26 protein-coding genes are annotated in these 26961 nt (G+C 73.1%); 10 read left to right on the forward strand and 16 right to left on the reverse strand.

What is annotated here, in order from left to right; genetic code table 11:
• Positions 1–211 precede the first annotated feature (211 nt).
• From JK361_RS19135 to JK361_RS19160, 6 genes are all read right to left on the reverse strand, one after another.
• Positions 212–967, reverse strand: a complete 756-nt coding sequence (locus tag JK361_RS19135; RefSeq protein WP_201819567.1) for an aspartyl/asparaginyl beta-hydroxylase domain-containing protein — start codon at positions 965–967, stop codon at positions 212–214.
• A 171-nt stretch (positions 968–1138) separates the two neighbouring features.
• On the reverse strand, positions 1139–1783 hold the full coding sequence (locus JK361_RS19140; RefSeq protein WP_201819570.1) for a sigma-70 family RNA polymerase sigma factor: 645 nt from the start codon (positions 1781–1783) through the stop codon (positions 1139–1141).
• 233 nt (positions 1784–2016) lie between these two features.
• Positions 2017–2739, reverse strand: coding sequence for a hypothetical protein (locus JK361_RS19145; protein ID WP_201819573.1), 723 nt, complete (start codon positions 2737–2739; stop codon positions 2017–2019).
• A gap of 169 nt (positions 2740–2908) precedes the next feature.
• On the reverse strand, positions 2909–3445 hold the full coding sequence (locus JK361_RS19150) for a copper chaperone PCu(A)C (protein ID WP_201819576.1): 537 nt from the start codon (positions 3443–3445) through the stop codon (positions 2909–2911).
• Positions 3442–5736, reverse strand: a complete 2295-nt coding sequence (locus tag JK361_RS19155; protein WP_201819579.1) for a heavy metal translocating P-type ATPase — start codon at positions 5734–5736, stop codon at positions 3442–3444. The genes JK361_RS19150 and JK361_RS19155 overlap by 4 nt, the downstream gene beginning before the upstream one ends.
• Positions 5736–5987, reverse strand: coding sequence for a hypothetical protein (locus JK361_RS19160; RefSeq protein ID WP_201819582.1), 252 nt, complete (start codon positions 5985–5987; stop codon positions 5736–5738). Before JK361_RS19160 ends, JK361_RS19155 begins: the two co-directional genes overlap by 1 nt.
• Before the next feature lie 261 nt (positions 5988–6248).
• On the opposite strand from JK361_RS19160, the gene JK361_RS19165 reads away from it, so the two are divergent.
• Both JK361_RS19165 and JK361_RS19170 read left to right on the forward strand, forming a co-directional pair.
• On the forward strand, positions 6249–6779 hold the full coding sequence (locus tag JK361_RS19165) for an HAD domain-containing protein (RefSeq protein ID WP_201819585.1): 531 nt from the start codon (positions 6249–6251) through the stop codon (positions 6777–6779).
• 191 nt (positions 6780–6970) lie between these two features.
• Positions 6971–7717, forward strand: coding sequence for a maleylpyruvate isomerase family mycothiol-dependent enzyme (locus tag JK361_RS19170; protein ID WP_201819587.1), 747 nt, complete (start codon positions 6971–6973; stop codon positions 7715–7717).
• Positions 7718–7724: 7 nt separating this feature from the next.
• On the opposite strand, the gene JK361_RS19175 is transcribed toward JK361_RS19170, so the two are convergent.
• Positions 7725–8123 (reverse strand): MarR family winged helix-turn-helix transcriptional regulator, encoded by a 399-nt coding sequence (locus JK361_RS19175; RefSeq protein WP_201819598.1) that lies wholly within the window; start codon positions 8121–8123, stop codon positions 7725–7727.
• Between the two features lie 85 nt (positions 8124–8208).
• Here JK361_RS19175 and JK361_RS19180 point away from each other — a divergent pair, with 85 nt between their 5' ends.
• Both JK361_RS19180 and JK361_RS19185 read left to right on the forward strand, forming a co-directional pair.
• Entirely contained in the window at positions 8209–9699 is a 1491-nt protein-coding gene (locus JK361_RS19180) for an MFS transporter (RefSeq protein WP_201819600.1), read from the forward strand.
• Positions 9700–9825: 126 nt separating this feature from the next.
• Entirely contained in the window at positions 9826–10110 is a 285-nt protein-coding gene (locus JK361_RS19185; RefSeq protein WP_201819603.1) for a DUF6332 family protein, read from the forward strand.
• Here JK361_RS19185 and JK361_RS19190 read toward each other — a convergent pair.
• From JK361_RS19190 to JK361_RS19200, 3 genes are all read right to left on the reverse strand, one after another.
• Positions 10071–10736 carry a response regulator transcription factor gene (locus tag JK361_RS19190; protein WP_201819606.1) on the reverse strand — a complete coding sequence of 222 codons (666 nt, stop codon included), beginning with the start codon at positions 10734–10736 and terminating at the stop codon, positions 10071–10073. The two genes, JK361_RS19185 and JK361_RS19190, sit on opposite strands and share 40 nt — an antisense overlap.
• A complete protein-coding gene (locus tag JK361_RS19195; protein WP_201819609.1) occupies positions 10733–11953 on the reverse strand; it encodes a sensor histidine kinase in 1221 nt (406 codons plus the stop codon). The genes JK361_RS19190 and JK361_RS19195 overlap by 4 nt, the downstream gene beginning before the upstream one ends.
• A 206-nt stretch (positions 11954–12159) precedes the next feature.
• Entirely contained in the window at positions 12160–12852 is a 693-nt protein-coding gene (locus tag JK361_RS19200) for a TetR/AcrR family transcriptional regulator (RefSeq protein ID WP_201819611.1), read from the reverse strand.
• A 150-nt stretch (positions 12853–13002) separates the two neighbouring features.
• Between JK361_RS19200 and JK361_RS19205 the strand changes: the two genes are divergently transcribed.
• Positions 13003–13458: a nitroreductase family deazaflavin-dependent oxidoreductase gene (locus JK361_RS19205; RefSeq protein WP_201819626.1), complete on the forward strand. Its 456-nt coding sequence runs from the start codon at positions 13003–13005 to the stop codon at positions 13456–13458.
• Positions 13459–13695: 237 nt separating this feature from the next.
• Here the strand turns inward: JK361_RS19205 and JK361_RS19210 are convergent, their stop codons facing one another.
• Positions 13696–14946 (reverse strand): geranylgeranyl reductase family protein, encoded by a 1251-nt coding sequence (locus tag JK361_RS19210; RefSeq protein WP_201819629.1) that lies wholly within the window; start codon positions 14944–14946, stop codon positions 13696–13698.
• A gap of 131 nt (positions 14947–15077) precedes the next feature.
• Here JK361_RS19210 and JK361_RS19215 point away from each other — a divergent pair, with 131 nt between their 5' ends.
• Positions 15078–16433, forward strand: a complete 1356-nt coding sequence (locus JK361_RS19215; protein WP_201819632.1) for a dipeptidase — start codon at positions 15078–15080, stop codon at positions 16431–16433.
• 62 nt (positions 16434–16495) lie between these two features.
• Positions 16496–17191: an MBL fold metallo-hydrolase gene (locus JK361_RS19220; RefSeq protein ID WP_201819635.1), complete on the forward strand. Its 696-nt coding sequence runs from the start codon at positions 16496–16498 to the stop codon at positions 17189–17191.
• A 109-nt stretch (positions 17192–17300) separates the two neighbouring features.
• Here JK361_RS19220 and JK361_RS19225 read toward each other — a convergent pair whose 3' ends face one another.
• Together JK361_RS19225 and JK361_RS19230 are read right to left on the reverse strand one after the other, a co-directional pair.
• Entirely contained in the window at positions 17301–18344 is a 1044-nt protein-coding gene (locus JK361_RS19225; RefSeq protein WP_201819638.1) for an NUDIX hydrolase, read from the reverse strand.
• Positions 18345–18496: 152 nt separating this feature from the next.
• Positions 18497–18688: a hypothetical protein gene (locus tag JK361_RS19230; protein ID WP_201819642.1), complete on the reverse strand. Its 192-nt coding sequence runs from the start codon at positions 18686–18688 to the stop codon at positions 18497–18499.
• Positions 18689–18913: 225 nt separating this feature from the next.
• Between JK361_RS19230 and JK361_RS19235 the strand changes: the two genes are divergently transcribed.
• Positions 18914–20989, forward strand: coding sequence for an NPCBM/NEW2 domain-containing protein (locus tag JK361_RS19235; RefSeq protein WP_201819643.1), 2076 nt, complete (start codon positions 18914–18916; stop codon positions 20987–20989).
• Between the two features lie 114 nt (positions 20990–21103).
• On the opposite strand, the gene JK361_RS19240 is transcribed toward JK361_RS19235, so the two are convergent.
• Entirely contained in the window at positions 21104–22057 is a 954-nt protein-coding gene (locus tag JK361_RS19240) for an ROK family protein (RefSeq protein ID WP_201819646.1), read from the reverse strand.
• Positions 22058–22263: 206 nt separating this feature from the next.
• Between JK361_RS19240 and JK361_RS19245 the strand changes: the two genes are divergently transcribed.
• Positions 22264–23313 (forward strand): LacI family DNA-binding transcriptional regulator, encoded by a 1050-nt coding sequence (locus tag JK361_RS19245; protein ID WP_201819650.1) that lies wholly within the window; start codon positions 22264–22266, stop codon positions 23311–23313.
• Positions 23314–23513: 200 nt separating this feature from the next.
• Here JK361_RS19245 and JK361_RS19250 read toward each other — a convergent pair whose 3' ends face one another.
• Complete coding sequence (locus tag JK361_RS19250; protein ID WP_201819653.1) at positions 23514–24812, reverse strand: DUF6986 family protein; 1299 nt, start codon at positions 24810–24812, stop codon at positions 23514–23516.
• A gap of 212 nt (positions 24813–25024) precedes the next feature.
• Between JK361_RS19250 and JK361_RS19255 the strand changes: the two genes are divergently transcribed.
• Positions 25025–25933 carry an endonuclease/exonuclease/phosphatase family protein gene (locus JK361_RS19255; protein WP_201819656.1) on the forward strand — a complete coding sequence of 303 codons (909 nt, stop codon included), beginning with the start codon at positions 25025–25027 and terminating at the stop codon, positions 25931–25933.
• Between the two features lie 59 nt (positions 25934–25992).
• Here JK361_RS19255 and JK361_RS19260 read toward each other — a convergent pair whose 3' ends face one another.
• Positions 25993–26955 carry an electron transfer flavoprotein subunit alpha/FixB family protein gene (locus JK361_RS19260; protein WP_201819660.1) on the reverse strand — a complete coding sequence of 321 codons (963 nt, stop codon included), beginning with the start codon at positions 26953–26955 and terminating at the stop codon, positions 25993–25995.
• Between the last annotated feature and the right edge of the window lie 6 nt (positions 26956–26961).

The following is a 26961-nucleotide window of genomic DNA, read 5'->3' on the forward strand; positions in this document are numbered from 1 at the left end:
CGGTCCCCCCTCACCTATAAAGAAGATTGAAATTACGACGAATAAACGAATTCGTCGATTTCTCGATCATTTTCGGTCACGATAGCACCCCGGGAAGAACTTGAGAATGACAGCCCCAACAATTCCCCGGGGCCGTACATTCGCCTTTCAGGGCAGCATCGAAAACCGACAGTGCAGAACTGCCGGTTCTTTTCACAGGGGTTTCAGGCGGTCAGATCTCCCCCATCAGTCGCCTGATTTCCGAGATGAGCGTCACCAGTGCCCGCCGTTCGGGAATGGTCGTTTCCGGGTGCCACAGGTCCACGAGGAGGCAGGTCCGGGGACGATCGCCGTCGTTGCGCGCCGCATGCTCGAAGGAGTAGTCGAAGAGCAGGCAGTTGCCCTCCTGCCAGGAACGGGTCTCACCGGCGACGGTGATGCTGCACCCCTCGGGGATGTCCACGGCGAGGTGCAGGTTGATGCTGAAGTTCCACAGGTCGCAGTGCGGTGCTATCGACGCTCCGGGCAGCAGGGTGGAGAAGTGGCACTCCAGGAGGGGACAGATCTTCTCCGGGTCGACGGCGAACTCTTTGAGCACCTCGTGGGTGGTGGGGAATATTGCCGCCGATTCCTCGACCAGCGCACCGTCGCGGTAGAGGTGGAGCGCCTGCCAGTCCTTCTGCCGGGTCAGGTAGTGCTCGTAGTCGGAAAATACCTCCCGGCGTGCCGCCCAGGCCGAGCCCAGTTCGGCCTTGATGACCGGATGGGCGGATTCCAGCGCCTTGACGACAGGGGTGAGTTCCGGGTGGGCAAAGGGATCGTGCCAGGGAGTGGGAGACAGTCCCGGCAGGATCCATCTGGCTCCCTTCTGGAGGGGATGGCGTGGCCCTCCCCCGCCTGGCTCCAGCATCCTTTCCACCCTGCTGAGGGATTCCGCACCGTGTTCGCTTCTGATCACCGCGAACGCGTGCTCTGTCTCGGGTGTCATGAGGCCCTCCTGACCGAAGCCGCGACCGTGCTCGTGCCGCGCCGTCGCATCAGTAGTCGGACGGGAGACCGAGTGAGTTCCCGCGACTTTCGGTCAATGTGCCGCGGCGGCGGGGAAATCGCCGGCGCCACTTCCGGGGATCGCCCGGAGATGACGCCGGCGTCACCGCCCTCAGGCCGCCGTGGCGGCCGCTCGACGGGCGGACCGCTCCACGCGCGCGTCCGGGCCGGATCCGTCGGCCTCGGCCAGCAGCCCCGCGAGCGTCATCCGGGCCCGGGCCACGCGGGACCGGACCGTGCCGAGCGGGCAGCCCACGATCCCGGCCGCCTCTTCGTAGGACAACCCGACCACCTGGGTCAGGACGAAGGCCTCACGACGTTCGTCGGGGAGCGTCTCCAACAGGTCGAGGAGCGCGATGCCGTCGTCGAAACCCGGCAGACCGCGCGGCTGGGCGCACTCCACGGCCGTCTGCCAGTCATGCGTGTCCGCCGTCCGGGGCCGGACCGCGGCACGGCGCCAGCTGTCGACGACCGCACGGCGGGCGATGGACAGCAGCCAGGTACGGGCCGAGGCGCGCCCCTCGAAGCGGTGCAGGCTGTCGAGGGCCCGCAGGAACGTCTCCTGGGTCAGGTCGTCGACGCTCTGGGGATCCGCGCCGAGGTGGGCGACGTAACGCAGCACGTCCGCGTGCAGGGCGCGCACGAACCGTTCGGCGGCGTCCGGGTCACCGCCTCGGGCGGCCAGCGCCCAGGCGGTCGCCGACGCGTCCGCCGAGGCCCTGCGCGTTCGCGGAGCGGGCAGCACAGAAGTGATCACGAGGTGTCCTTCTCAGGTCATCCGGGGCCGGCCCGGGGTGGGGCCATGGCTCTCCGGCGAATGGGGTGCGGCCGTACGGGTGGTACGGCGGTGCCCGGGGCTCGCGCAGGCTCGTGTGCGCGCGGGTTCCTCAGGAACCGTTCGCGGCACGGCTGGTGAACTCTTCCGAGGAAGGCTCAGGCGGCTTGCCGAGAAAGAGCAGAAGAGGGGAAGCCCCGGTGGTTCCGGCTGTCTCAGGCGACAGCGGCACCCACGGGCGGTCCCCGGGAGGTGATCGCGTGACAGAGAAGGAGTCGTGCCAGGGTCCGGCGACCGGAGTCGCGGCGCCGACGCACCGGCGTACGGCTTGGCGGCACGGGCAGGTCGAGCAGCATCCGCAGAGGTGCCACCAGGCGGGCGGCGACGGCCCGCAGGATGCGGAAGACCGCGCGCTCGCCGTACGCGAGCCACAGGCCGCACAGGACCGCGGCGAGCAGGTGGGCGGCGAACATGCCGAACGCGCCGCCGCCTCCCATGCCGTGCATACCGTGACCGACGTGTCCCGTACCCGCCGTGTTCATCGCGTCCATGTGCACGGAGCCCATGTCCATGGACCCCATGTGCACGGAGCCCATGTGCATGGACCCCATGTGCAGGAGGCCCATGTGCATGGGGTCCACGTCGGATGCCGTGCCCGGTGACACCGCGTTCGGACCGCAAGCGTGCGCCTGGGTCAGGGCGAAGATCTCGTGGAGCACCGCCTGGACCGCGACCACCACGGTGACGATCAGTGCGCGTCCGCGCTCACGGCCGGCGAGGCACCATCCGGCTGTACCCGTCCCGGCACCGGCGGCCGCCATGGCCCACCAGGGCACAGGGGCACCGGACATCATCACGTGGCCGAGGGCGGCGAGCAGCACGCAGACGGCGGCGAACACTCCCGCCCGCAGCGTGCGGCACCACCCTCCGACAGTCATGACGCGCCCATCTTCGCACCCGTGGTCCGGTCGTCGTCAGGGGGTACGTGCGGACTCCCGCCCCGTGACTCAGCCAGAGGAGGGTGACACCCGGCACACCGGCGGGGCGGGAACTGCACGGGTATCGGCAGCGACTTCTGTACCACGATGTCCTCGAAGGCGGATGCCGCTAGAACGTGACCGTCCCGGGCCGGACCACGACGGCGGGCAGCGTCACCCGTCCGCTGCGGCCGAACTCCAGTGTGAAGGACACCAGGTCGCCGGCCCGCCACTCGCCGGCCGGGGCCGCCACCGTCAGATCCACCCCGTAGGGCGACATGGTGAGGCTCCCGCCCGCCGGTATCTCGACCGACTCCACCGGGGCCCGGTAGGCCGTGGCGCCGCTTCCCATCCGATGACGGGCCAGACCGACTCCGCCGGGGGCGCGGGGTGAGGTGACGCCCACCAGACGGTCGGCCGAGCCGCCCTCGTTGGTGATGCGGAAGAACGCCGCCGTCTCGGAGGAACCGTTGCCCGGAAGGAGGACGCGTCCCTCGGTGACGCGTATGCGGGCGGGACTGCCCGCACGTCCCGTGCCGACCCAGGTGGTCAGGCCCGCCAGGGCCAGGCTGGACGCGGCGACGGGAACGAGGACGGCGAGAAGGGTGTCCGTCAGCCGTCGGCGACGGGCGAGCCGGGCCGACGGCCGGGTGAGTGTGTCCTTCACCGGTCGCCCGCCCTCCCCTGCCGTCGCCCGCGCGCCGGGACGGGAGAAGGCCTCCAGGCACGCAGACGCAGGCTGTTGCCCACCACCAGCACCGAGCTGGCCGACATGGCGGCCGCGGCCACCATGGGGCCCAGCAGACCGACCATGGCGAGCGGGACGGTGACGACGTTGTAGCCGAAGGCCCACACCAGGTTGGCCCGGATCGTGGCGAGCGTGCGCCGGGCGAGGCGGACGGCGTCCCCGAGGGCCTCGATGTCACCGCGCACCAGCGTCAGGTCGGCCGCCCCGATGGCCACGTCCGTACCGCTGCCCATGGCGATGCCCAGATCGGCGCCGGCGAGCGCGGCGGCGTCGTTCACGCCGTCGCCGACGACCGCGATCCGGCCGCCCTCCTCCTGAAGCCTGCGCACCAGGGCCGCCTTGTCCTCGGGGGTGCAGCGGGCGTGCACCTCGTCGATGCCGAGTGCGTCGGCCACGGCCCTGGCGGGCGCCTCGCGGTCGCCGGTGGCGAGGACCGGGCGGATGCCCAGTCTGCGCAGCCGGTCCACGGCACGGTAACTGCCGGGCCTGACGACGTCGCCGACCTCGATCAACGCCTCTGCCACCCCGTCCACGCGCACGACGACCGCTGTGTGCGCCGCGGACTCCGCCGCCGCGCGGGCCTCTGCCAGAGCGGCCGGCAACTCGCCGTCCGGCACCAGTACCTCCACCGCCCGGCCGTCCACGCGGCCGCGCACCCCCTGCCCCGCGGTGGCCGCGAAGTCCCGGACGGCCGGCAGCGGTTCCCCGCCCCCCGTCCGTCGGGCGTACGAGGTGATCGCCCGCCCCAGCGGATGTTCCGAGCCCTGCTCCACCGCACCGGCCAGGCGCAGGACGACGTCCCGGCCGGGTCCGCCGGGCGCGGCGGTCACCCGTGCGACGGTCATGTGCCCGGAGGTCAGGGTGCCCGTCTTGTCCAGGACGACCGTGTCGACGTGCTGAAGCGCCTCCAGCGTCTGCGGGCCGCTGACGAGTACGCCCAGCTGGGCCCCGCGGCCGGTGGCGGCCATCAGGGCGGTCGGCGTGGCCAGGCCGAGCGCGCACGGGCAGGCCACGACGAGGACGGCCACGCACGCGGTGATCGCCGCCTGCGGGTCGGCTCCGGCGCCGAGCCAGAAGCCCAGCACGGTGACGGCGACGGCCAGCACGACGGGTACGAACACCCCGGCCACCGCGTCGGCCAGCCGCTGTGCCCGCGCCTTGCCCGCCTGGGCCCCGAGCACCAGCCGGGTGATCCGGGCCAGTTGTGTGTCGGCACCGGTGGCGGTGGCGCGGACGAGCAGCAGACCGTCGGCGTTGACGGCCCCGCCGACCAGCGCCGAGCCGGGCCCGACCGCCAAGGGTTCGCTCTCCCCGGTGACGAGGGACAGGTCCACGGCGGAATTGCCCTCCACCACCCGGCCGTCGGTGGCGACCCGCTCGCCGGGGCGCACCACGAAGACCTGCCCCACCCGCAGTTGCCCGATCGGGAGGGAACGCTCGCCGTGCTCGTCGCGCACGGACACCTCTTTGGCCGCGAGCTCCGCCAGCGATCGCAGGGCGTCTCCGGTCCCCCGCCTGGCCCGTGCCTCCAGGAACCGGCCGGCCAGCACGAACAGCGGCACGCCGACCGCGGCTTCCAGATAGACGTGGGCGGCGCCGTCCGACGCGGACGGCAGCGGGCTGAACGGCATCCGCATGCCGGGATCACCGGCTCCGCCGAGGAACAGGGCGTACGCCGACCACGAGAAGGACGCCACCACGCCGAGCGAGACGAGTGTGTCCATGGTGGCCGCCGAGTGCCGCAGTCCGCGTACCGCCCGCACGTGGAACGGCCAGGCGCTCCACACCGCCACCGGGGCCGCCAGCACGAGACACAGCCACTGCCAGTTGCGGAACTGCAGGGACGGCGCCATCGACAGTGCCAGGACGGGGACGGCGAGCAGCGCCGTGACGAGCAGCCGCTCGTGTTCCTGCCGGGCAGCGGCCCCGGACCCCTCGTCGTCACCGGCTGTCCCGCCGTGTGCCTCCGGCGCGGGGGACTCGGGGAGCGATGCCTCGTAGCCCGCCTGTTCGACGGCCGTGACGAGGTCCTCCGGCAGGATGTCCTCAGGGTGACCGACCCGGGCCCGGCCGGTGGCCAGGTTGACGGTCGCCGTGACCCCTTCCAGCTTGCCGAGCTTCTTCTCCACCCGCCGCACGCAGGCGGCGCAGGTCATCCCACCGACGGTCAGGTCCGTGACCACGAGCGGCGACGCCGGTTCGGCGCCCATCAGCCACCGCCTCCGTGCATCCCGGGCATGTCCCCCGGGCCGGCGCCGCCAGTGCCGTCGCCCCCGTCGCCGCTGGTCCCGGACCCGGTGCCGTGTATGCCGGGGGCCACGGGTCCGGCGGCCGATCCCACGGCGTAGGACACCGTGAAGACCAGTGCCAGCAGCAACAGGAAGCCGCAGAGGGCGGGCGGGGGCATCAGCTTGCGGGGGACCACGTCCGGGGAGCGGGACGGGTGTCGGGGTTCGGCCATGGTCGGCCTTCCTGGTCGCGTCGAACCGTCGTACGGCGGGGAGCTGTTGCGGCCGTACCGCTGTAGGAGTCGGACCGAGCACGCGCCGAGTTCCGACGTGCGGTCATGACGTGCGCCACACGCGGACACGGGTGCGCATGCCGGCATGACCGTCGCGGCCGCCATGCGTGCCGGGGACCTCCCCTCCCCTGGGCATGCGCACCTCCGGCCGCGACTCGCCCGGCCTCCTCCGCACGGCCCGCGCCGGGCTACCGTGGCATCGTGACCGGCTCGGAGCAGCGCCCCCTGCTCTTCCTCGACATCGACGGACCCCTCATCCCGTTCGGACCGTCGGCCGGCCGCCGTCGCGCGGGCCCCGCTGCCGCGCCCGAGCAGCCTTCCGGCCCGGGCAATCCGCTGCTGAACCGGCTCGATCCCACGGTCGGAGCGCGTCTGACGGCTCTGCGGTGCGACCTCGTGTGGGCCTCGACATGGCTGGACGCCGCGAACGAGGCCGTCGCCCCGCGGATCGGGCTGCCGAGCCTGCCCGTGGTGAGGTGGCCGGACACGCCCGTCGACGAGGGCCCGCGCGGTCTGCACTGGAAGACCCGGCACCTCGTCGAGTGGGCCGGCCGCCGGCCGTTCGTCTGGGTCGACGACGAGATCGGTGCCCCGGACCGGCTCTGGGTCGCCGCCCAGCGCCGGGAGCCGTTCCTGCTCCACCGCGTCGACCCGGCCGACGGGCTCACCGACGACGATTTCGCCGTCCTCGCCGACTGGCTCCTGGCCACCGTGCCGCACCACCTCGCGTGATCGGCCGAGCCAGGATGCGAGCGGCGTGATGTTCACCGGGTCCCCTCGTCGGCCTCTTCGGGGCGGGCGGCTTCGACGAGTACGCCGGCCTGCTCGTCAGCGGGGCCCTGGGCATGGATGTCGTGGACCGGCCAAGCGTGACTTCGATGCCGCGGTCCCGGGGGTGCCCTCCGTCCGGCACACTCAGGCTCATGGAAACTGCCGAATTTCTCGAGACCCTGGACCGCGAGGGCACGTTGCTGGCGGCGGCCGCCGCTGCCGCGGGACCCGATGCGAAGGTGCCGACGTGCCCCGAGTGGCAGGTGCGTGACCTGTTGCGGCACACCGGCACGGTGCACCGCTGGGCCGCCGGCTTGATCGCCGGCGGACACACCGCGCCCCGGCCCGTCGACGACCCGCCGGAGCTGGACGGCGCCGAGCTGCTGGCCTGGTACCGGGACGGCCACCGCCTGCTGGTGGACACCCTGGCCGCCGCCCCCGCCGATCTGGAGTGCTGGACCTTCCATCCCGCGCCCAGCCCGTCACCCCTGGCGTTCTGGACCCGGCGCCAGGCGCACGAGACCACCGTGCACCGCTACGACGCCGAGGCGGCGCGCGGTGGTACGCCCTCGCCGGTCGAGCCCGGCTTCGCGGTGGACGGCATCGACGAACTGCTGCGCGGCTTCCACGCCCGCTCCCGGAGCCGGCTGCGCAGCGAGGAGCCGCGCGTCCTGCGGGTGCGTGCCGAGGTTGCCGGGGCGGAGACGGACGCCGTGTGGACCGTACGGCTCACGGCCGAGCCGCCGGTGACCGTGCGCACGGCGGACGAGGCGGCCGAGACCGAACTGTCCGGTCCCGCCGATCAGTTGTACCTGGCGCTGTGGAACCGGACCGCCGTGCCGGAGGTGAGCGGCGATCCCTCGCTCGCGGCCCTGTGGCAGGAGCGTTCGGGGATCTGAGGTCCGGTCAGCCGGCCTCGTCCAGCATTCGGGCCAGCACCGCGCGCTGCACCGGCCGTACCTCGCCGTGCAGCGTGCGGCCCTTCGCCGTGAGCGCCACCCGCACCCCGCGCCGGTCCTGCGAACACATCGCCCGCTCGACGAGGCCGTCCTTCTCCAGGCGGCCGATCAGCCGGGACAGCGCGCTCTGACTGAGGTGGACCCGGTCGGAGATCTCCTGCACCCGGTAGGCGCAGCCGCCGTCCGCCGCCGCGCCCTCGGCCAGCACGTCGAGAACCTCGAAGTCGCTCGCGCACAGGCCGTGTCCGTGCAGTGCCCGGTCCAGTTCGCACTGGGTGCGGGCGTGCAGCGCCAGTATTCCCCGCCACTGCTCCACGAGCCCCTGCTCGGCCTTCTTCGCCGCCATGGGCGCACCGTAGCAGAGAAACGAATTCATTGCACCGTAATTAAATGCGTTTGCATCTGATGCATGCGCATGTAGTCTCCCCGGCATGACCTCTCCGCTCACCACCACCGCGACCCCGTCCTCGGGGGTTCGCTGGACACCCCGGCTGTGGGGCACCCTGCTGGTGCTGTGCGCCGCGATGTTCCTGGACGCGCTGGACGTGTCGATGGTCGGCGTCGCGCTGCCGTCCATCGGTTCCGATCTCCATCTGTCCACGTCGGCCCTGCAATGGGTCATCAGCGGCTACATCCTGGGCTACGGCGGCCTCCTGCTCCTCGGCGGCCGCACCGCCGACCTGCTCGGCCGACGCCAGGTGTTCCTGGTGGCGCTCGGCGTCTTCGCGCTGGCCTCGCTGCTCGGCGGACTCGTGGACTCGGGCCCGCTGCTGATCGCCAGCCGCTTCGTCAAGGGCCTCAGCGCGGCCTTCACGGCACCGGCGGGCCTGTCGATCATCACCACGACGTTCCCCGAGGGCCCGCTGCGCAACCGGGCCCTGTCGATCTACACCACCTGCGGCGCCACCGGCTACTCCATGGGCCTCGTCTTCTCCGGCCTGCTCACCGAGGCCAGCTGGCGGTTGACGATGCTGCTGCCGGCGCCGGTCGCGCTGATCGCCCTGTTCGCCGGCCTGAGGCTGCTGCCGCGCGGCGAACGCGAGCGCGGCCGGGGCGGCTACGACATACCGGGCGCCGTCCTCGGCACCGCCTCGATGCTGCTGGTGGTCTTCACCGTCGTCCAGGCACCCGAGGCGGGCTGGGCCTCGGCCCGTACGGTCCTGTCCTTCATCGCCGTCGCCGTCATGCTGACCGTCTTCGTCGTCGTCGAACGGCGCAGCCCGAGCCCGCTGATCCGGCTCGGGGTGCTGCGCTCCGGTTCCCAGGTCCGGGCACAGCTGGGCGCGCTCACGTTCGTCGGCAGCTACATGGGCTTCCAGTTCCTGGTCACGCTCTACATGCAGCAGGTGCTGGGCTGGTCCGCGCTGCACACGGCACTGGCGTTCCTCCCGGCGGGTGCGCTGGTGGCGCTCTCCGCGACCAAGGTCGGCACCGTCATCGACCGGTTCGGCACGGCACGGCTGATCGTGCTCGGCTTCGTCCTGATGGCCGCCGGATACGCCCTGTTCCTGCGCATCGACCTCGACCCGGTCTACGCGACCGTGATCCTGCCGACCATGCTCCTGGTCGGCTCGGGCTTCGCCCTGACCTTCCCGTCCCTCAACGTCCAGGCCACCAACGGCGTGGACGAGCACGAGCAGGGCATGGTCTCGGGGCTGCTCAACACCTCGGTGCAGGTGGGCGGCGCGATCTTCCTGGCCGTCGTGACGGCGGTGGTGACCGCGCACGCCCCCGAGAAGGCCACTCCCCAGGCGGTGCTGGACAGCTACCGGCCCGGGCTGGTGGTGGTCACGCTGATCGCCGTCGTGGGCCTCCTGCTGTCGCTCAGCGGGCTGCGCCGGCCGCGTCCGGAGCGGTCCGTGGTGGTCGCCAGGTCCACCGTGAAGGAGGCGGAGGCGGAACGCGTGCCGGTCCGCGACTAGGGTCTGTCGCCTGGATCAGCCCGCGAGCCCGGCGAGATCCGAACGAGAGCCCTGGGGGACGCCTCCACACGTGCGCCCGGCGGGAGTTGTCTGCCCCGCCGGGCGCACGCCTGTGAGACTGACGGCATGTCTGCATACGGGGGCCGCCGCACCGGGGCGGAGCGGGACGCGGCGACGGTCGAGATCGGCTACGCGCTGTTCAGTGCCGCGTTCGCGGCGGCGGTGCTGTTCGGGGCCGTCGCCGGACCGGCGCTGCTCTTCGATCTGCCCGGCCTGCTGTCCGAGGTCCTGCTGCGGCTCGGCACGGTGGTCGCGCCGGTCGTGTTCGCGGCCCGGGTGATCAGCGTGCTGGTCCGCTTCCGGGGCTCGGCTCAGCCCAGCCAGCCGGGCCGCACCAACCCCGACTCGTAGGCGAGTACGACGAGCTGGGCGCGGTCCCGGGCGCCCAGCTTCACCATGGTCCGGCTCACATGCGTCTTGGCGGTGAGCGGGCTGACCACCAGCCGGCGGGCGATCTCCTCGTTGGACAGGCCGATGCCCACCAGTGCCATCACCTCCCGCTCCCGCTCGGTGAGCCGGGCGAGGGCCCCGGCCGCCGCGGGCTCCTTGGAACGGGCGGCGAACTCGGCGATCAGCCGTCGGGTGACGCCCGGCGACAGCAGCGCGTCACCCTGGACCACCGCCCTTACCGCGCGCAGGAGTTCGTCGGGCTCGGTGTCCTTCACCAGGAAGCCGGAGGCGCCCGCACGGATCGCCTCGAAGACGTACTCGTCCAGTTCGAAGGTGGTGAGCATGACCACCTTCACGTCCGCCAGCTCCGCGTCCGAGGTGACGCGCCGGGTCGCGGCCAGGCCGTCCAGCAGCGGCATGCGGATGTCCATGAGGACCACGTCCGGGCGCAGTTCACGCACCCGGCGCAGCGCCTCCTCGCCGTCGGCCGCCTCGCCGGCCACCTCGATGTCCGGCTGCGCGTCGAGCAGCGCCCTGAAACCGGCTCGCACCAGCGACTGGTCGTCGGCGAGCAGTACCCGGATCACTGATCCTCCCTGAGCTGCGACGGCAGCACGGCGAGCACGCGGAAGCCGCCGTCGGGGCGCGGGCCCGCCTCGATGGTGCCACCGAGCGCGGCGGCCCGCTCCCGCATCCCGGCCAGTCCGTTCCCGCTGCCCCCCGCGTCCGCGCCGGTCGCCGGTCCGTCGTCGTCGATCCTCAGCCGCAGGACGCCGTCGTCGTAGCCGAAGCGCACGCGCGCGTGGCGCGAACCGGAGTGCCGTACGACGTTGGTGAGGGCCTCCTGGAGGATGCGGAAGGCCGCCAGGTCGGCGCCCGGCGGCAGCCGTGGCACTTCGCCCTCGGTCTCGACGGTCAGGCCGGCCGCCGCGGCCTGTTCCACCAGCTCCGGCAACCGGTCCAGGCCGGGCGCGGGGGCGCGCGGTGCGGCGCCCGGTGCGCGCAGGGTGCCGAGCACCTGGCGCACCTCGCCGAGCGCCTCCTTGCTGGCGGACTTGATGGTGGTGAGCGCGGCCCGCGCCTGCTCCGGATCGCTGTCGAGCAGCGCGAGGCCCATGCTCGCCTGGACGTTGATGACGGAGATGCTGTGCGCGAGGACGTCGTGCAGTTCGCGGGCGATGCGCAGCCGCTCCTCGTCCGCGCGCCGCCGCGCCGCCTCGGCGCGGTCCGCGCGTTCCCGCGCCCACTGCTCGTGCCGCACCCGGGCCAGCTCGGACAGGGCGACGACGGCCAGCACCCAGGTGGCGACGACGATCTCCTGCCCCAGGCCCGCGCCGCGGTCCCCGGCGGGCGGAAGCCACCGGAAGAGCCGGAGCGCGACCAGGACGTGTCCGGCCCACAGCAGCCCGACGGCCGCCCAGGCGGCCCGCCGGTGCCCGGCGACGACCGCGCTGAAGCAGGCGACCGCGACGGTCAGGAAGACCGGACCGTAGGGGAAGCCCAGGGCCAGGTAGACGAGGACCGCCGTCGCCGTGCCGAACACGACGGGCACCGGGTGGCGGTTGCGCCACAGCAGCAGGACCGAGGCGAGGAGCAGCAGCACGCGCGCGTAGCCGTCGAGCGGCACGCGCTCGTGCTGACCGTGCGCGGCGAAGGTGCTGCCGATCATCACGACCGCCGTGATCAGCACGGTGGAGCGCCAGGGCAGGCGGGCGCGGTGTGCCTCGGGGTCGTCCGGGCGGTTCCACCACGCAGGCCCGTACCTCCACCAGTGCGAGGGGCCGCCTCGGTGCTGCTCTTCCATGCGGGCCACGCTAGACGCCGCCGGACCGCGAAGGCGTCGGCCGCCCGGGGTGATCCCGCGTACTCCCCGGGGAGTACGCGGCTCAGGACATGGTCGGGCCGCTCCCCGGGGAGGTACGCAGCCGGGGTCCGGTTCGGGTCTGCCCCACCCGGGGGAGCACACGGCTCACGTTCCGGCAAGGCCCGCTCCGCCGGGAAGTACGCGGCTCAGGACCCGTTCAGGCCCACACCTTCGGCGAGCCGGGCGGCCGCGTGCCGGAAGAACGCCTCGCGGTCCTCCACCACCCGGTGGAACTGCCCGAAGACTTCGAACCCGACCAGTCCGAACAGCTGGGCCCAGGCCGCCACCAGCGCCACCGCGGCCTCGGGCGGCAGGTCGGGGGCGAGGTCGGCGGCCATCCGCTCGGCCTCGGGGCGCAGGCCGGCGGTCAGGGACAGGCCGGCCAGGCCCGGGCCCCGGTGGCCGTCCCGGACGATGCCGATGAGGACCAGGCCGACCCGGGCCGCGGCCCGGACGGTGGTCTCGGGGGCGGAGTAGCCGGGCACGGGCGAGCCGTAGATCAGCGCGTACTCGTGCGGATGGGCGAGCGCCCAGCCCCGCACCGCCTCGCACACGGCGATCCAGCGGGCCGGCGGCGGGGCGGTGGAGGCGGCGTCCCGCGCCCGCTCCGACGCCTCGCCCAGGGAGTCGTAGGCGTCGATGATCAGGGCGGTGAGCAGGTCGTCCCGGCTGGGGAAGTAGCGGTACAGGGCCGACGAGACCATGCCGAGTTCGCGGGCGACGGCCCGCAGGGAGAGCTTGGCCGCGCCCTCCTCCGCGAGCTGTCTGCGCGCCGCCTCCTTGATGGCCGCGGTGATTTCCTGCCTGGCCCGTGCGCGGGCGCCCTGTGGGGTGCTCATGCCAGCAGTGTGCCACGCGAGAGAGCACCGCACACAAAGGAGAGCGCCGCACAAAAAAGAGAGCACCGCTCTTGCTTTGGAGGACATGGCCGCCCCACACTGGAGTCAAGCGAGAGCACCGCTCTCCCAAACTCTCCGGTGGGGGTCCCCATGTCGTCGTCTTCGCCTTACTACCTCAAGGGCAGCCGGCTCAACGTGCGCCTGAACAGCGTGATCGGCTGGCTCGCCCGGCACGGCGTCAGCCTCGCGGGCACCGCCGAGATGTCCGTGCCCGGCCGCAAGAGCGGGCGCATGCAGCGCATCCCGGTCAACCCGCACACCTACGACGGCGAGCAGTACCTGGTCTCCGCGCGCGGCCACTCGCAGTGGGTGCGGAACATGCGCGCCGCCGGCGGCGGCGAGCTGCGCGTCGGGCGCAAGGTGCGCGGCTTCACCGCGGTGGAGCTTCCCGACGCCGAGAAGCTCCAGGTCCTGCGGACCTACCTGGAGAAGTGGGGCTGGGAGGTCAACCAGTACTTCGACGGCGTGACCGCCAAGTCCTCCGACGAGGAGATCATCGCCTGCGCCCCGGACCACCCGGTCTTCCGCATCACCGTCACCGGCTGACGTGCCCGGAAACCGACCGGATCCTCCTGGACCGACCGCCCCAAGTGGGCCAACCGGACCCCCGTGAACCGACCGGACTCTCGCGAACCGGCCGGCCGCCACGAACCAGCCGGCCCCCCGTGAACCGACCGGACCCCGTTGAGCGACCGGACCCCCGTGGACCGGCCGGACCCTCGCGAACCGGCCGGCCGCCATGAACCAGCCGGTCCCCCGTGAACCGGCGGGGGCCTCGGGACGTCAGGAACCGGCGGGCTCCTGCGCCGGCGACGCCGGCGCCGTCTGCCCCCGGTCCAGCGCGGTCAGCGCCCGCTGGGCGAGCGGGTGGGAACGGACGATCTCGCCCAGCGAGGTCGAGCCCTGCGTGATGTCCCGGAACGCCCGCCACGCCGGACGGAACCCGGTGAGGGCCGCGTGGAAGAGGCCCGGGCGCTTCTCGAACACGGCAAGCAGTCCCTTGCCGACGCTCATCTCGACGCCGAGCCCCGCCTTGATCGCGAACGCGTAGTTCAGGGCCTGGCGCCGGGTGTCCACGGCGTCGTGCGCCTCGGCGATGCGGACCGCCCACTCCCCGGCCAGCCTGCCCGAGCGCAGCGCGAAGGAGATGCCCTCGCGGGTCCACGGCTCCAGCAGACCGGCCGCGTCCCCGCACACCAGCACCCGGCCCCGGGACAGCGGCGAGTCGTCGGCACGGCAGCGGGTCAGATGCCCGGAGGAGATCGCCGGCTCGAACCCGGCGAGGCCCAGCCGGGCGACGAAGTCCTCCAAGTACCGCTTGGTGGCGGCGCCTTCACCGCGCGCGGAGATCACACCGACCGTCAGGGTGTCCCCCTTGGGGAACACCCAGCCGTAACTTCCCGGCATCGGGCCCCAGTCGATGAGGACCCGCCCCTTCCAGTCCTCGGCCACCGTCTCCGGGACCGGGATCTCCGCCTCGAGGCCGAGGTCCACCTGGTCGAGCTTCACACCTACGTGGGCCCCTATCCGGCTGGCGCTGCCGTCGGCGCCGACCACCGCGCGGGCCAGCACCGTCTCCCCGCCCTGAAGGACGACGGCGACCGTGCGCCGGTCCGGCACCGCCGAGCCGTGCTGCTCGACCCGCTGCACCGTGACGCCCGTACGCAGCTCGGCACCCGCCTTCTGGGCGTGCTCGACCAGTTGCTGGTCGAACTCGGAGCGGTTGATCAGCCCGAACAGCATCTGCTTGGAGCGACGGGTGCGGGTGAAGCGTCCGTTGCTGGAGAAGGTGATCGCGTGCACCCGGTCCCGCAAGGGCAGCTCGAAGCCGGGCGGCAGCGCGTCACGCGAGGGGCCGATGATGCCGCCGCCGCACGTCTTGTAGCGGGGCAGCTCGGCCTTCTCCAGCAACAGCACGCGCCGTCCCGCAACCGCCGCCGCATAGGCGGCCGAGGCGCCCGCGGGGCCCGCGCCCACCACGACGACGTCCCACACCCGCTGCACGTCGTCCGCCGAAGAGTTCTCGCCGCTCACGATGGTCTACCGCTCCGATCAAGCCGCTGCCAAGTGTCCTGTCGCATCCTACGGCGGCCGTCCGCGCAGGCCGCTGTGGGAGGATCGGTGTACTCACCCCGTACAACGTCGCACCCACGAGGAGCGTGCCCATGTCGTCGAATCCGGTCGCCGAGACCGTCGCCTCGCTGCTGCCCCGGGCCAAGGCGGAGCTGGCCGAACTGGTCGCCTTCAAGTCGGTGGCGGACTTCACGCAGTTCCCCAGGAGCGAGAGCGAGGCCGCCGCGAACTGGATCGCCGACGCGCTGCGTGCCGAGGGATTCACGGACGTGGCCCTGCTCGACACCCCGGACGGCACGCAGTCCGTGTACGGCTACCTGCCGGGCCCGGAGGGCGCCAAAACGGTTCTCCTCTATGCGCACTACGACGTGCAGCCCCCGCTCGACGAGGCCGGCTGGACCACCCCGCCGTTCGAGCTGACCGAGCGCGACGGCCGCTGGTACGGCCGCGGGGCCGCCGACTGCAAGGGCGGCGTCATCATGCACCTGCTCGCGCTGCGCGCCCTGAAGGCGAACGGCGGGGTTCCGGTGAACGTCAAGGTGATCTGCGAGGGCTCGGAGGAGCAGGGCACGGGCGGCCTGGAGCGGTACGCCGAGGAGCACCCGGAGCTGCTGGCGGCCGACACCATCGTGATCGGCGACGCGGGCAACTTCCGCGTCGGCCTGCCGACGGTCACCACCACGCTGCGCGGCATGACCCTGGTCCGGGTGCGGATGGAGACCCTCGCGGGCAATCTGCACTCCGGTTCGTTCGGCGGCGCCGCCCCGGACGCGCTCGCAGCGCTGATCCGCGTGCTGGACTCGCTGCGGGCCGAGGACGGCACGACGACGGTCGACGGGCTGGACTCCACGGGGACGTGGGACGGCCTGGAGTACCCCGAGGAGCAGTTCCGCGCGGACGCCAAGGTGCTCGACGGGGTCGGGCTGATCGGCAACGGCTCGGTCGCCGACCGCGTCTGGGCCCGCCCCGCCGTCACCGTCCTCGGCATCGACTGCCCGCCGGTCGTCGGCGCCACCCCGTCCGTGCACTCCGGCGCACGCGCGCTGATCAGCCTGCGGGTGCCGCCGGGCATGGACGCGACGGAGGCGACCAAGCTGCTGGAGGCCCACCTCACGGCGCACACCCCGTGGGGCGTCCGGGTCACCACCGAGCAGATCGGCCAGGGCCAGCCCTTCCGCGCCGACGCCACCAGCCCGGCCTACCAGGCGATGGCCGACGCGATGGCGGTCGCCTACCCGGGCGAGACCATGCAGTACGCCGGTGAGGGCGGCTCCATCCCGCTGTGCAACACCCTGGCGGCCCTGTACCCGCAGGCGGAGATCCTGCTGATCGGCCTGAGCGAGCCGGAGGCGCAGATCCACGCCCTCAACGAGAGCGTGTCCCCCCGGGAGCTGGAGCAGCTGTCGGTCGCCGAGGCGCTGTTCCTGCGCAACTACGCGGCGGGCTGAACCCTTCTGCCCGGGGCAGAGGGCCCTCGCCCCCGGGCGGGGGCCCTGCCTACCGTCGGCGCATGGACGTCATCGAACTGCTGCCCCGTCTGCACCTGCTGCGCTTCCCCGTCGGCCAGGCCTACCTCTGGCACGACGGCGACCAGTCGACCCTGATCGACGCGGGCCCGATCGGCTCCGGGCGGACGATCGCCGACGCGGTCACCGCACTGGGGCGCGCACCCCGGGACGTGCGACGCGTCGTCCTGACCCACTTCCACGAGGACCACGCGGGCGGGGCGGGCGAGTTCGCCGCGCTGAGCGGGGCCGAGGTGCTCGCGCACCATCTGGACGCCCCGTTCGTACGAGGTGAACGGCCGGGTCCCGCACCGCGGTTCGAGGAGTGGGAGCGGCCGCTGCACGCCGAGGCGGTCCGGCACCTGCCCGGGGGCACCCCGGTGCCGCCGCCCGCGGTGACCGGCGTGGCGGACGGGGACGTACTCGGCTTCGGCGGCGGCGCGCACGTGGTCCACGTCCCCGGGCACACCGATGGCAGCATCGCGCTGTTCCTGCCGGCCGAGGGCGTGCTGTTCACCGGGGACACGGTGGCGGCCGCACCGGCCGACGGCACGCCGATTCCGGGCGTGTTCAACCTGGACCGCCCGCAACTCCTGGACTCGGTGAGCCGGTTGGCGGACCTCGATGCGGAGGTGGCCTGTTTTGGACACGGCGACCCGGTCATGACCGGCGCCGCCGCCGCGCTCCGCTCGCTCGGCTAGATCCTGTCCGCGGGTCCGGCGCCGCGCGGCCCGGGTCCCGGCCGGCCCGGCGCGATGCGGCCGACCGGTGCGGCCCCCGGCGCGCCCCGCCCGCTTCGGCGGGCCCCGGTCAGCCGACCGGCACGCCGGCTTCCAGGTAGAGCGCCGTGCCCCGCTCGCGCGCTCGCAGGGCCCAGCGCAGCCGCTCGTAGCGGACCGGGGGCAGCATCGCGGCGGCCTCCTGCTCCGAGGCGAACCGCCAGGCGCGCAGCTCCGGGCCGGGCAGGACCACCCGGGACGCCGCGCCGGACTCCAGCCGGCCCCCGTCGAACAGCAGCCGCAGCCCGCCGAAGCGGGGCGGGTCGGGCCGCTCCCAGTCCACGACGAGGAGCCGGGGTACCTCCCGCAGCCGTATCCCGGTCTCCTCGGCGACCTCGCGCATCCCGGCACGGGCCGGCGCCTCCCCCCGCTCCACCACGCCGCCGGGGAACTCCCAGCCGGGCTTGTAGGTGGGGTCGACGAGCAGCACCCGGTCCTGCTCGTCGAAGAGCAGCACCCCGGCGGCGAGCGTCTCGGCGGTCGGCTCGGGCGTCTGCACGATGTCGCAGGCCGGTACGGCACCGCTGCCGACGGCGTCGGCGATGCGGGCGGCGGTCTCGTACGGAGTGAGGGCGCTGGTGTCGAGCGGGTGGGCGTCGGCCGTGAGCCAGGCGGCGAGGGCGGCCCGGTAGGGCTCGATGTGGTCGTACGCCCACTGCCGCACCCGTATCTCGCCGTCGGGGGCCTCGGGCGGCACCTCCCGCCCGGCTATCCGCTCCCGCAGGATCGTTTCGGCCGGGGCGAGAAGCAGATGGTGCACGGAAATCCTGCGGGCGGCGAGGCCGCCGAAGATCTCGTCGCGGTACTCCTGACGGAGCAGGGTCATGGGCACCACCAGGGTGCCGCCCAGCTCGGCGAGCATCGCGGCGGCGGTGTCGACCACCAGCCGGCGCCAGATCGGCAGGTCCTGGAGGTCGCCGACCTCGGAGAGGCGCTTGGGCGGCAGCAGGTGCGTGAGCGCCCCGCCGATGACCTCGGGGTCGAAGAGCGCGCTGTTCGGGATCAGTTCGATCAGTTCACGTGCGGCGGTGGTCTTCCCCGCACCGAACGCGCCGTTGATCCAGACGACGGTCACGGACTCCCCCTCTTCTGTTGGCCCCCTGAGGCTTGCCCGCTCCACCCTGCCACGGAAACCCGCTCCCGTTGAGGGCGCCTGCCCGCGCGCACACGAGAGTGCCGGCGCCCCATGCGGCCGGGCACCGGCACAACGCCCGACGACAGCGGGCCTTACTCCTGCCCGAGGGGGTTCTCGTCGACGGCCAGGGTGCCGTCGTCGACGAGCTGGCCGACCGTGTCGAGGGCGGTCGAGACCTTGGGGTCGTCGAGGGGGGCGCCGCCCGCCGCGTGGGACGGGGTGACGGCGGCGACCACGAATCCGGTGGCGAGGGTGGCGATGGCGAGCATGCTGCGCTTCTTCATGCGCTGATCAACTGTGTGGGACCGCCCGGGGTCACGCCGATCACCGCGGTTTCGCCGACCGATCTCGCAGTCCCGGCCCAGGGGGAAGCGAACACATCCGAACGACTGGAACCCCTCAGCTCCGACCTCTTCCAACAGACTCCGACACGTCCTACCGTAAACGCGCACCGATGACGCGTACATGCCGTCATCCCGCCGTTCGCGAGTTGGAGAGGAACGTCGACGATGCGTCACCCTCACAGCCGCACCACCCGCCGCAGAGTGGCCGGAGCACTCACCGCAGCACTGCTGTGCGCCGCGGGACTCGCCGCCCCCGCCCTGGCGGCCCCCGCCGCAACCCCCGCGGAGCCCGCCGCCCCCGCCCTGGCGGCCTCCGCCGCAACCCCCGCGGCGCCCGCCGCCCCCGCCCTGGCCGACGGCCTCGCCCTCACCCCGCCGATGGGCTTCAACAACTGGAACTCCACGCACTGCCGGGCCGAGTTCAACGAGGCCATGGTCAGGGGCATGGCCGATCTCTTCGTGACGAAGGGCCTGAAGGACGCGGGCTACCGGTACGTCAACCTGGACGACTGCTGGGCCCTGCCGAACCGCGACGCGAGCGGCAAGCTGGTGCCCGACCCCGTGCGGTTCCCCGGCGGCATCAAGGCGGTCGCGGACTACGTGCACGCCAAGGGCCTCAAGCTCGGCATCTACACCAGCGCCGGCACCAAGACCTGCAACAGCGCGGGCTTCCCGGGCGCCCTGGGCCACGAGTACAGCGACGCGCGGCAGTTCGCCGACTGGGGCGTCGACTACCTGAAGTACGACAACTGCAACAACCAGGGCGTGGACGCCGAGCAGCGCTACCGCACCATGCGGGACGCGCTTCAGGCGACCGGACGGCCCATCGTCTACAGCATCTGCGAATGGGGCGAGAACAAGCCGTGGGAGTGGGCCGCGGACGTCGGCCACCTGTGGCGGACCACCGGGGACATCAGCGACGGCTGGAACTCGATGCTGTCGATCCTGAAGCAGAACCTCCCGCTCGCGCCGTACGCGGGCCCCGGCCACTGGAACGACCCCGACATGCTGGAGGTCGGCAACGGCGGTATGACCGACACCGAGTACCGCTCCCACTTCTCGCTCTGGTCGGTCATGGCCGCGCCGCTGCTCATCGGCACCGACCTGCGCAAGGCCTCCCAGGCGACCTTCGACATCCTGGACAACAAGGAGGTCATCGCCGTCGACCAGGACCCGCTCGGCAAGCAGGGCGCGGTGGTCTCCTCCGCGGGCGGGCGCTGGGTCGTCGCCAAGGAGATGAAGGACGGCAGCCGCGCGGTGGCCCTCTTCAACGAATCCGGCACCGCCCAGCGGATCGCCACCACCGCGAACGCCGTCGGCCTGCCCGACGCCGACGGCTACACCCTGCGCGACCTGTGGCAGCACCGCGGCTACAACACCGCCGGGACCATCGCGGCCACCGTCCCGGCCCACGGCACGGTCCTGCTGCGCGTCTCGGCCGACCCGCGCTGGGCCGACCAACCGCCCGCCGTCGAACTCGGCCTGGACGGCAGCCCGTTGCTGGAGGCGGCCAAGCCGGCCACGCTGACCAGCACCGTCACCGACCTGGGGCGCACGCCCGCGCGGCGGGTGTCCGTGACGCTGACCGGCCCCGCCGGCTGGACCGTACGGGCCACCTCGGCGACCTCGGCCGCCACCCTGCCCACCGGCCGGACACTGCGCACCGGCTGGCTGGTGACCGCCCCGGCCGGCACCCCGGCCGGTTCCTACGGCCTCACGCTGCGCACGGGTCACCGCTCACCGTCCGGCACGCCGGTCACCACCACGCTCCCGCTGACCGCGTCCGTCGCCGTGCCCCCGCCCTCCGGCACGTCGTACCTCGGCGACCTGCCGTGGCTGTCGGCGACCAGCGGCTGGGGGCCGGTGGAGCACGACACCAGCAACGGGGAGAGCGACCCCGGCGACGGCCACCCGCTCACCGTCGGCGGGACGGTCTACGCCAAGGGACTCGGCGTCCACGCGCTCAGCGACATCTCCTTCTACACCGGCAGGGCCTGCGAGAAGGTCACCGCCTCCGTCGGTGTGGACGACGAGAAGGGCACGAAGGGCACCGTCGCCTTCGAGATCTGGGCGGACGACACGAAGGCCGCGGCCACGGGCGTCCTGACCAACGCGATGCCCGCCGAACCGGTCACCGCCGACATCACCGGCGCGCAGGTGGTCCGGCTCGTCGTCACCGACGGCGGGGACGGCATCGACTCGGACCACGCCGACTGGGCGGACGCGCGGCTGAGCTGCTGAGCCACCGGCCACCGAGCCACCAGGCCGCCAGGCCACCAGGCCACCAGGCCACCAGGCCACCAGGCCACCAGGCCACCAGGCCGCCAGGCCGCCAGGCCGCCAGGCCACCGACGCCTACACGCTCGCCGCGGTCGCGTCCGGCCTGCGGGCCAACGCCGCCGCGGCGGCGCCGACCAGGCCCGCGTCGGTGCCCATCTGCGCGGGTACGACGGTCAGCCGCCGCACGAAGGACAGGGTCGCGTAGTCGGTGAGGGCCTTGCGCAGGGGGGTGAACAGGATCTCGCCCGCCTTGCCGACACCCCCGCCGATCACCGCGATGTCGATCTCGACCAGGGTCGCGGTGGCCGCGATTCCGGCGGCCAGCGCCTGCGCCGCCCGCTCGAAGGAGGCCACGGCGACCGGGTCGCCCGCGCGGGCGGCGGCGGCCACCGCGGCGGCCGAGGTGTCCCCGTCGGGACCCGGGCACCAGCCCTGCTCCCGCGCCCGGCGGGCGATGTTGGGGCCGCTGGCGATGCGCTCCACGCAGCCGCGCGCTCCGCACGGGCAGGGATCGCCGTCGAGGTCGACGCTGATGTGGCCGATGTGGCCGGCGTTGCCCGTCGGACCGGGGTGCAGCCGCCCGCCGAGGACCAGGCCGCCGCCGACGCCCGTCGAGACCACCATGCACAGCGCGTTGTCGTGGCCGCGGGCGGCGCCCTGCCAGTGTTCGGCCGCCGTGATCGCGACGCCGTCGCCGATCAGCTCGACCGGCAGGCCTCCGGTGGCCGCACTCACCCGGTCGACCAGCGGGAAGTCACGCCAGCCCGGCACGTTCACCGGACTCACGGTGCCAGCCGAGGCGTCCACCGGGCCGGCGCTGCCGATGCCGATCGAGCCGGCGCGTCCCCACAGGGGCGACCCGGCGAGGTCGCCGAGCACCTCCTCGACGGCCCGCATGACCGTTTCGCCGTCCTGCTGGGCGGGCGTGGCGCGCTGGGACCGGGCCAGGATCCGTCCGTCGCCGTCCACCAGCGCGCCGGCGATCTTGGTGCCGCCGATGTCCAGGGCCGCCACGAAATCGGTGTGCATCAGAGTCAGGTCTCCCCGTTGAAGCTTGAGAAAAAGAGGCAGGCCGGTCAAGCGGTGGGGGCGCAGGCCGGAGACAGCGGTGGACAGTCTCTCTCGCATCTGACAACGTTGTCCAGGCTCTATGCTCGACGCCACATCCTCATACAAGCCCACGGATCGCGCACTACCCCGGTGCGAGAGACTGACGAGAGACAGGACAGCGCATCGTGCCCGAGACCACCCGCCGCGCGGACCGCCTTCCCGGGACGCGGTACGGCAACCGCCCGACGATGAAGGACGTGGCGGCGCGTGCCGGAGTCGGGCTGAAGACGGTCTCCCGGGTGGTCAACGGCGAGCCCGGGGTCACCCCGGACACCGAGCGCCGGGTCCAGGAGGCGATCGACGCCCTCGGCTTCCGCCGCAACGACAGCGCCAGGGTGCTGCGCAAGGGCCGCACGGCGAGCATCGGCCTGGTCCTGGAGGACCTCGCGGACCCGTTCTACGGGCCGCTCAGCCGCGCCGTGGAAGAGGTGGCCCGCGCCCACGGCGCCCTGCTGATCAACGGCTCCAGCGCCGAGGACCCGGAGCGCGAGCAGGAGCTGGCGCTGGCCCTGTGCGCGCGGCGGGTGGACGGCCTGGTGGTGATCCCGGCCGGGGACGACCACCGCTATCTGGAGCCGGAGATCAGGGCCGGCGTGGCCACCGTGTTCGTGGACCGCCCGGCCGGGCGGATCGACGCCGACGTGGTGCTGTCCGACAACTACGGCGGTGCCCGCGGCGGCGTCGCCCACCTCATCGCGCACGGCCACCGCCGGATCGGTTTCATCGGCGACATGCCCCGCATCCACACCGCGGCCGAGCGGCTGCGGGGGTACCGGGCGGCCATGGAGGACGCCGGCATAACCGTCGAGGGGCACTGGATGTCCCTCGGGGTGACCAGCCCGGACCGGGTGCGGCGGGCGGCGGAGGAGATGCTGTCCGGCACCGACCCCGTCACCGCGATCTTCACCGGCAACAACCGGGTGACGGTCACCGTCATCCGGGTCCTCGCCGAGCACTCCCGGCCGGTCGCGCTCGTCGGCTTCGACGACATCGAGCTGGCCGATCTGCTGCAGCCGGGTCTCACGGTCGTCGCCCAGGATTCCGCGGCCCTCGGCCGTACCGCCGCCGAGCGCCTCTTCCGCCAGCTGGACGGCACGCTCGTCGCACCGGAGCGGATCGAGCTGCCGACCCGCCTGATCACCCGCGGCTCGGGCGAACTGCCGCCGGCGGACTGAACCCACCACACCGGGGCGCCGCCCACGGCCGGCGGCGCCGCCGGCCGACCGAGTACGGCGCACACCGCGGGGCCGGCGAGGCCGCCGGGCCGGAAGACCTGACCTGGTGGAGCGGGCGACGGTCGCAGCAGACCGGGCCGGGACGCCCGCGCCGCAGCGCCGGTGCCGGCCCGGGCCGCGGCGCGGACTGGTGGAGTCGCCTACTGCGCGGCGGCCGTGAGGTCGCCGCGCCGGGGTGCCGCGAAGCCCTCCAGGTCGGCGCGGGTCAGGCCGCTGAGGCGGGCGACCTCGGCGATGTCCAGGGCGCCGCAGTCCAGGCCGCGCAGGAGGTAGCCGCTGAGCGCCTTGGCGGTGGCGGGCTCGTCCATGACGTCGCCGCCGGCCCGGTTGGCGTACCGGGCGAGGCGGCCCGCGGCCTGCTCGAAGCCCTCGCGGTAGAAGGCGAAGACGGCCGCGTACCGGGTGGGGATGTGGCCGGGGTGCATGTCCCAGCCCTGGTAGTAGGCGCGGGAGAGGGCGCGGCGGGTGAGGCCGTAGTGCAGCCGCCAGGCGTCGTGGACCTTGGCGGTCGGGCCGACGGGCAGGACGTTGGTGGATCCGTCGGAGACGCGGACGCCGGTGCCGGCCGCCGCGACCTGCATGATCGCCTTGGCGTGGTCGGCGGCGGGGTGGTCGCTGGCCTGGTAGGCCGCGGAGACGCCGAGGCAGGCGCTGTAGTCGAAGGTGCCGTAGTGGAGGCCGGTGGCGCGGCCCTCGGCGGCCTGGATCATGCGGGCGACCGTGGCGGTGCCGTCGGTGGCGAGGATGGACTGGCTGGTCTCGATCTGGATCTCGAAGCCCAGCCGGCCGGCGTCCAGGCCGTGCACCTTCTCGAAGGCCTCCAGGAGGCGGACGAAGGCGCCGACCTGCTCGGGGTAGGTCACCTTCGGCAGGGTGAGGACGAGGCCGTCGGGCAGGCCGCCGGCCTCCATCAGGCCGGTGAGGAAGACGTCCAGGGTGCGGATGCCCCGGTCGCGTACGGGGGCCTCCATGCACTTCATGCGGATGCCCATGTACGGCGCCGCCGTGCCGTTCCGGTACGCCTCGGCGATCAGACGGGCGGCGCGGGCGGCCGCCGCGTCCTCCTCGGCGTCGGGGCGGGGGCCGTAGCCGTCCTCGAAGTCGACGCGCAGGTCTTCGATCGGCTCGCGCTCCAGCTTGGCGCGGACGCGGGAGTGGACCGGCTCGGCGAGGTCGTCGGCGAGGCCGAGGACGGCCGCGAAGGAGGAGGCGTCGGGAGCGTGCTCGTCGAGCAGGGCCAGGGCCTGGTCGCCCCAGGTGCGCAGGGTGTCGGCGGCGAAGGCGTCACCGGGGACGTAGACGGTGTGGACGGGCTGCCGGGTGCCCGGGTCCCCGGGGTAGCGGCGCTCCAGCTCCGCGTCGACCGGTGCGAGGGAGGCGCTGATCTCCTCGCTGACGGTGCCTGCGAGGCTCGTCGCCACCTTCTCCTGCTGACCCATCCCACACCCTCCAAGCTTTCCGCTCTACGGAATCAACAATCCGTATAGTGAAGTTATCCGCCAACCTTCGCGCTGGTCAACACCGCGCGGCGATCACTCCCCTCCCCGCTCTCGGCGCGTCCACGTCGATCTGGCAGCCTGGACCGAGCCCCTCCTTCCCGCACAGCGGTTCGGCAACGAGCCGCCCGGCAGCCGTCGCAGAAGGAGCACCCGTGCCGATCCTCAGCCGAGTCATACGCCGTACGGGCCGGAAGGCCGCGCCGACGGCCCCGGTCACCCTGCCCCCGTCCAGTACAGCACCCTCCGCCGGCCCCGCCGCGGCGGGCGGACGGCCCGGCGCTCCCCCGCTCCACGTCATGTCGTTCAACCTCCGCCACGCGAGCACCGCCGAGCCCAACAGCTGGGCGGCCCGCAGACCGGCGGTGCGCGCCCTGCTGCACCGCGAGGGCCTTCACGTCATCGGCACCCAGGAAGGGCTCTACCAGCAACTGCGCGACATCGAGGCCGACCTCGGAGCCCCTTACGACTGGATCGGCACCGGACGCGCGGGCGGCAGCCGCGGCGAGTTCACGGCCGTCTTCTACGACACCCGCCGGCTCGCCCCGCAGGAGTACGACCACTTCTGGCTCTCGGACACGCCGGACGTCATCGGGTCCAACGGCTGGGGCGGCGGTTCCGTCCGGATGGTGACGTGGGTCCGCTTCCGGGACCTGCTCGACGGCGACCGGGAGTTCTTCGTCCTGAACACCCACCTCGACGACCGCAGCCGAAGGGCACGCGCGCGTGCCGCCGCCCTGATCATCCGGCGCATCGCCGGGCTGGACCGCTCGCTGCCGCTCCTCGTCACCGGCGACTTCAACGTCGCCGCGCACAGGAGCCCGGTCTACGACGCGATGCTGGCCACCGGCCTGGCCGACACCTGGGACACCGCGGCCGAGCGCGGCGCCCTGTACGGGACCTTCCACGGATACGGGCCGCCGAGGCCGGACGGGGACCGCATCGACTGGATCCTCGCCACCCCCGGGATCACGGTCCACCGGGCCTCGATCGGCACCTTCTCGCTGAACGGCCAGTTCCCCAGCGACCACCTGCCGGTGCAGGCCTTGCTGACGCTGGGATGAGGCGAGGCCCCCGTGACCGTCTGCGCGGTCGCGGGGGCCTCGTACAGCGAGGGCGGAACTCAGCCCTTGCGGGTCTTGATCTCGTCGGTCAGCTGCGGGACCACGTCGAAGAGGTCGCCGACCACGCCGAAGTCGACCAGTTCGAAGATCGGGGCCTCGGCGTCCTTGTTGACGGCCACGATCGTCTTGGAGGTCTGCATACCGGCACGGTGCTGGATCGCACCGGAGATGCCGTTGGCGATGTACAGCTGCGGCGAGACCGACTTGCCGGTCTGGCCGACCTGGTTGGTGTGCGGGTACCAGCCGGCGTCGACCGCGGCACGCGAGGCACCCACGGCCGCACCCAGGGAATCGGCGAGCGCCTCGATGATCGAGAAGTTCTCCGCGCCGTTGACACCACGGCCGCCGGAGACCACGATCGCGGCCTCGGTCAGCTCCGGACGGCCCGTCGACTCACGCGGCGTGCGGCCGGTGACCTTGGTGCCGGTCGCCTTGTCGGAGAAGGTGACGGACAGGGCCTCGACCGCACCGGCGGCCGGGGCGGCCTCGACGGCGGCCGAGTTCGGCTTGACCGTGATGACCGGGGTGCCCTTGATGACACGGGACTTGGTGGTGAACGAGGCGGCGAACACCGACTGGGTGGCCACCGGGCCCTCGTCGCCGGCCTCCAGGTCGACGGCGTCGGTGATGATGCCGGAGCCGATGCGCAGCGCCAGACGGGCGGCGATCTCCTTGCCCTCGGCGGAGGACGGGACCAGCACGGCGGCCGGGGAGACGGCCTCGTGGGCGGCCTGCAGCGCGTCGACCTTCGGCACGACCAGGTAGTCGGCGTACTCGGACGCGTCGTGGGTGAGGACCTTCACCGCGCCGTGCTCGGCGAGCGTGGCGGCGGTGTCGGCGGCGCCGTTGCCCAGCGCGACGGCGACCGGCTCGCCGATGCGGCGGGCCAGGGTCAGCAGCTCCAGGGTGGGCTTGCGGACGGCACCGTCCACGTGATCGACGTAGACGAGGACTTCAGCCATGGGATT

The sequence above is a fragment of the Streptomyces musisoli genome (assembly GCF_016741855.1).
Lineage (GTDB): Bacteria > Actinomycetota > Actinomycetes > Streptomycetales > Streptomycetaceae > Streptomyces > Streptomyces musisoli.

Excerpts from the sequence above, each read along its gene's own strand:
- JK361_RS19240 (WP_201819646.1), bottom strand. The coding sequence starts at position 22,057 with ATGCACACCGATTTCGTGGCGGCCCTGGACATCGGCGGCACCAAGATC.
- JK361_RS19220 (WP_201819635.1), top strand. The coding sequence starts at position 16,496 with ATGGACGTCATCGAACTGCTGCCCCGTCTGCACCTGCTGCGCTTCCCC.
- JK361_RS19180 (WP_201819600.1), top strand. The coding sequence starts at position 8,209 with ATGACCTCTCCGCTCACCACCACCGCGACCCCGTCCTCGGGGGTTCGC.
- JK361_RS19170 (WP_201819587.1), top strand. The coding sequence starts at position 6,971 with ATGGAAACTGCCGAATTTCTCGAGACCCTGGACCGCGAGGGCACGTTG.
- JK361_RS19135 (WP_201819567.1), bottom strand. The coding sequence starts at position 967 with ATGACACCCGAGACAGAGCACGCGTTCGCGGTGATCAGAAGCGAACAC.
- JK361_RS19155 (WP_201819579.1), bottom strand. The coding sequence starts at position 5,736 with ATGGGCGCCGAACCGGCGTCGCCGCTCGTGGTCACGGACCTGACCGTC.
- JK361_RS19250 (WP_201819653.1), bottom strand. The coding sequence starts at position 24,812 with ATGGGTCAGCAGGAGAAGGTGGCGACGAGCCTCGCAGGCACCGTCAGC.
- JK361_RS19230 (WP_201819642.1), bottom strand. The coding sequence starts at position 18,688 with ATGAAGAAGCGCAGCATGCTCGCCATCGCCACCCTCGCCACCGGATTC.
- JK361_RS19185 (WP_201819603.1), top strand. The coding sequence starts at position 9,826 with ATGTCTGCATACGGGGGCCGCCGCACCGGGGCGGAGCGGGACGCGGCG.
- JK361_RS19145 (WP_201819573.1), bottom strand. The coding sequence starts at position 2,739 with ATGACTGTCGGAGGGTGGTGCCGCACGCTGCGGGCGGGAGTGTTCGCC.
- JK361_RS19195 (WP_201819609.1), bottom strand. The coding sequence starts at position 11,953 with ATGGAAGAGCAGCACCGAGGCGGCCCCTCGCACTGGTGGAGGTACGGG.
- JK361_RS19235 (WP_201819643.1), top strand. The coding sequence starts at position 18,914 with ATGCGTCACCCTCACAGCCGCACCACCCGCCGCAGAGTGGCCGGAGCA.
- JK361_RS19200 (WP_201819611.1), bottom strand. The coding sequence starts at position 12,852 with ATGAGCACCCCACAGGGCGCCCGCGCACGGGCCAGGCAGGAAATCACC.
- JK361_RS19175 (WP_201819598.1), bottom strand. The coding sequence starts at position 8,123 with ATGGCGGCGAAGAAGGCCGAGCAGGGGCTCGTGGAGCAGTGGCGGGGA.
- JK361_RS19205 (WP_201819626.1), top strand. The coding sequence starts at position 13,003 with ATGTCGTCGTCTTCGCCTTACTACCTCAAGGGCAGCCGGCTCAACGTG.
- JK361_RS19260 (WP_201819660.1), bottom strand. The coding sequence starts at position 26,955 with ATGGCTGAAGTCCTCGTCTACGTCGATCACGTGGACGGTGCCGTCCGC.
- JK361_RS19160 (WP_201819582.1), bottom strand. The coding sequence starts at position 5,987 with ATGGCCGAACCCCGACACCCGTCCCGCTCCCCGGACGTGGTCCCCCGC.
- JK361_RS19215 (WP_201819632.1), top strand. The coding sequence starts at position 15,078 with ATGTCGTCGAATCCGGTCGCCGAGACCGTCGCCTCGCTGCTGCCCCGG.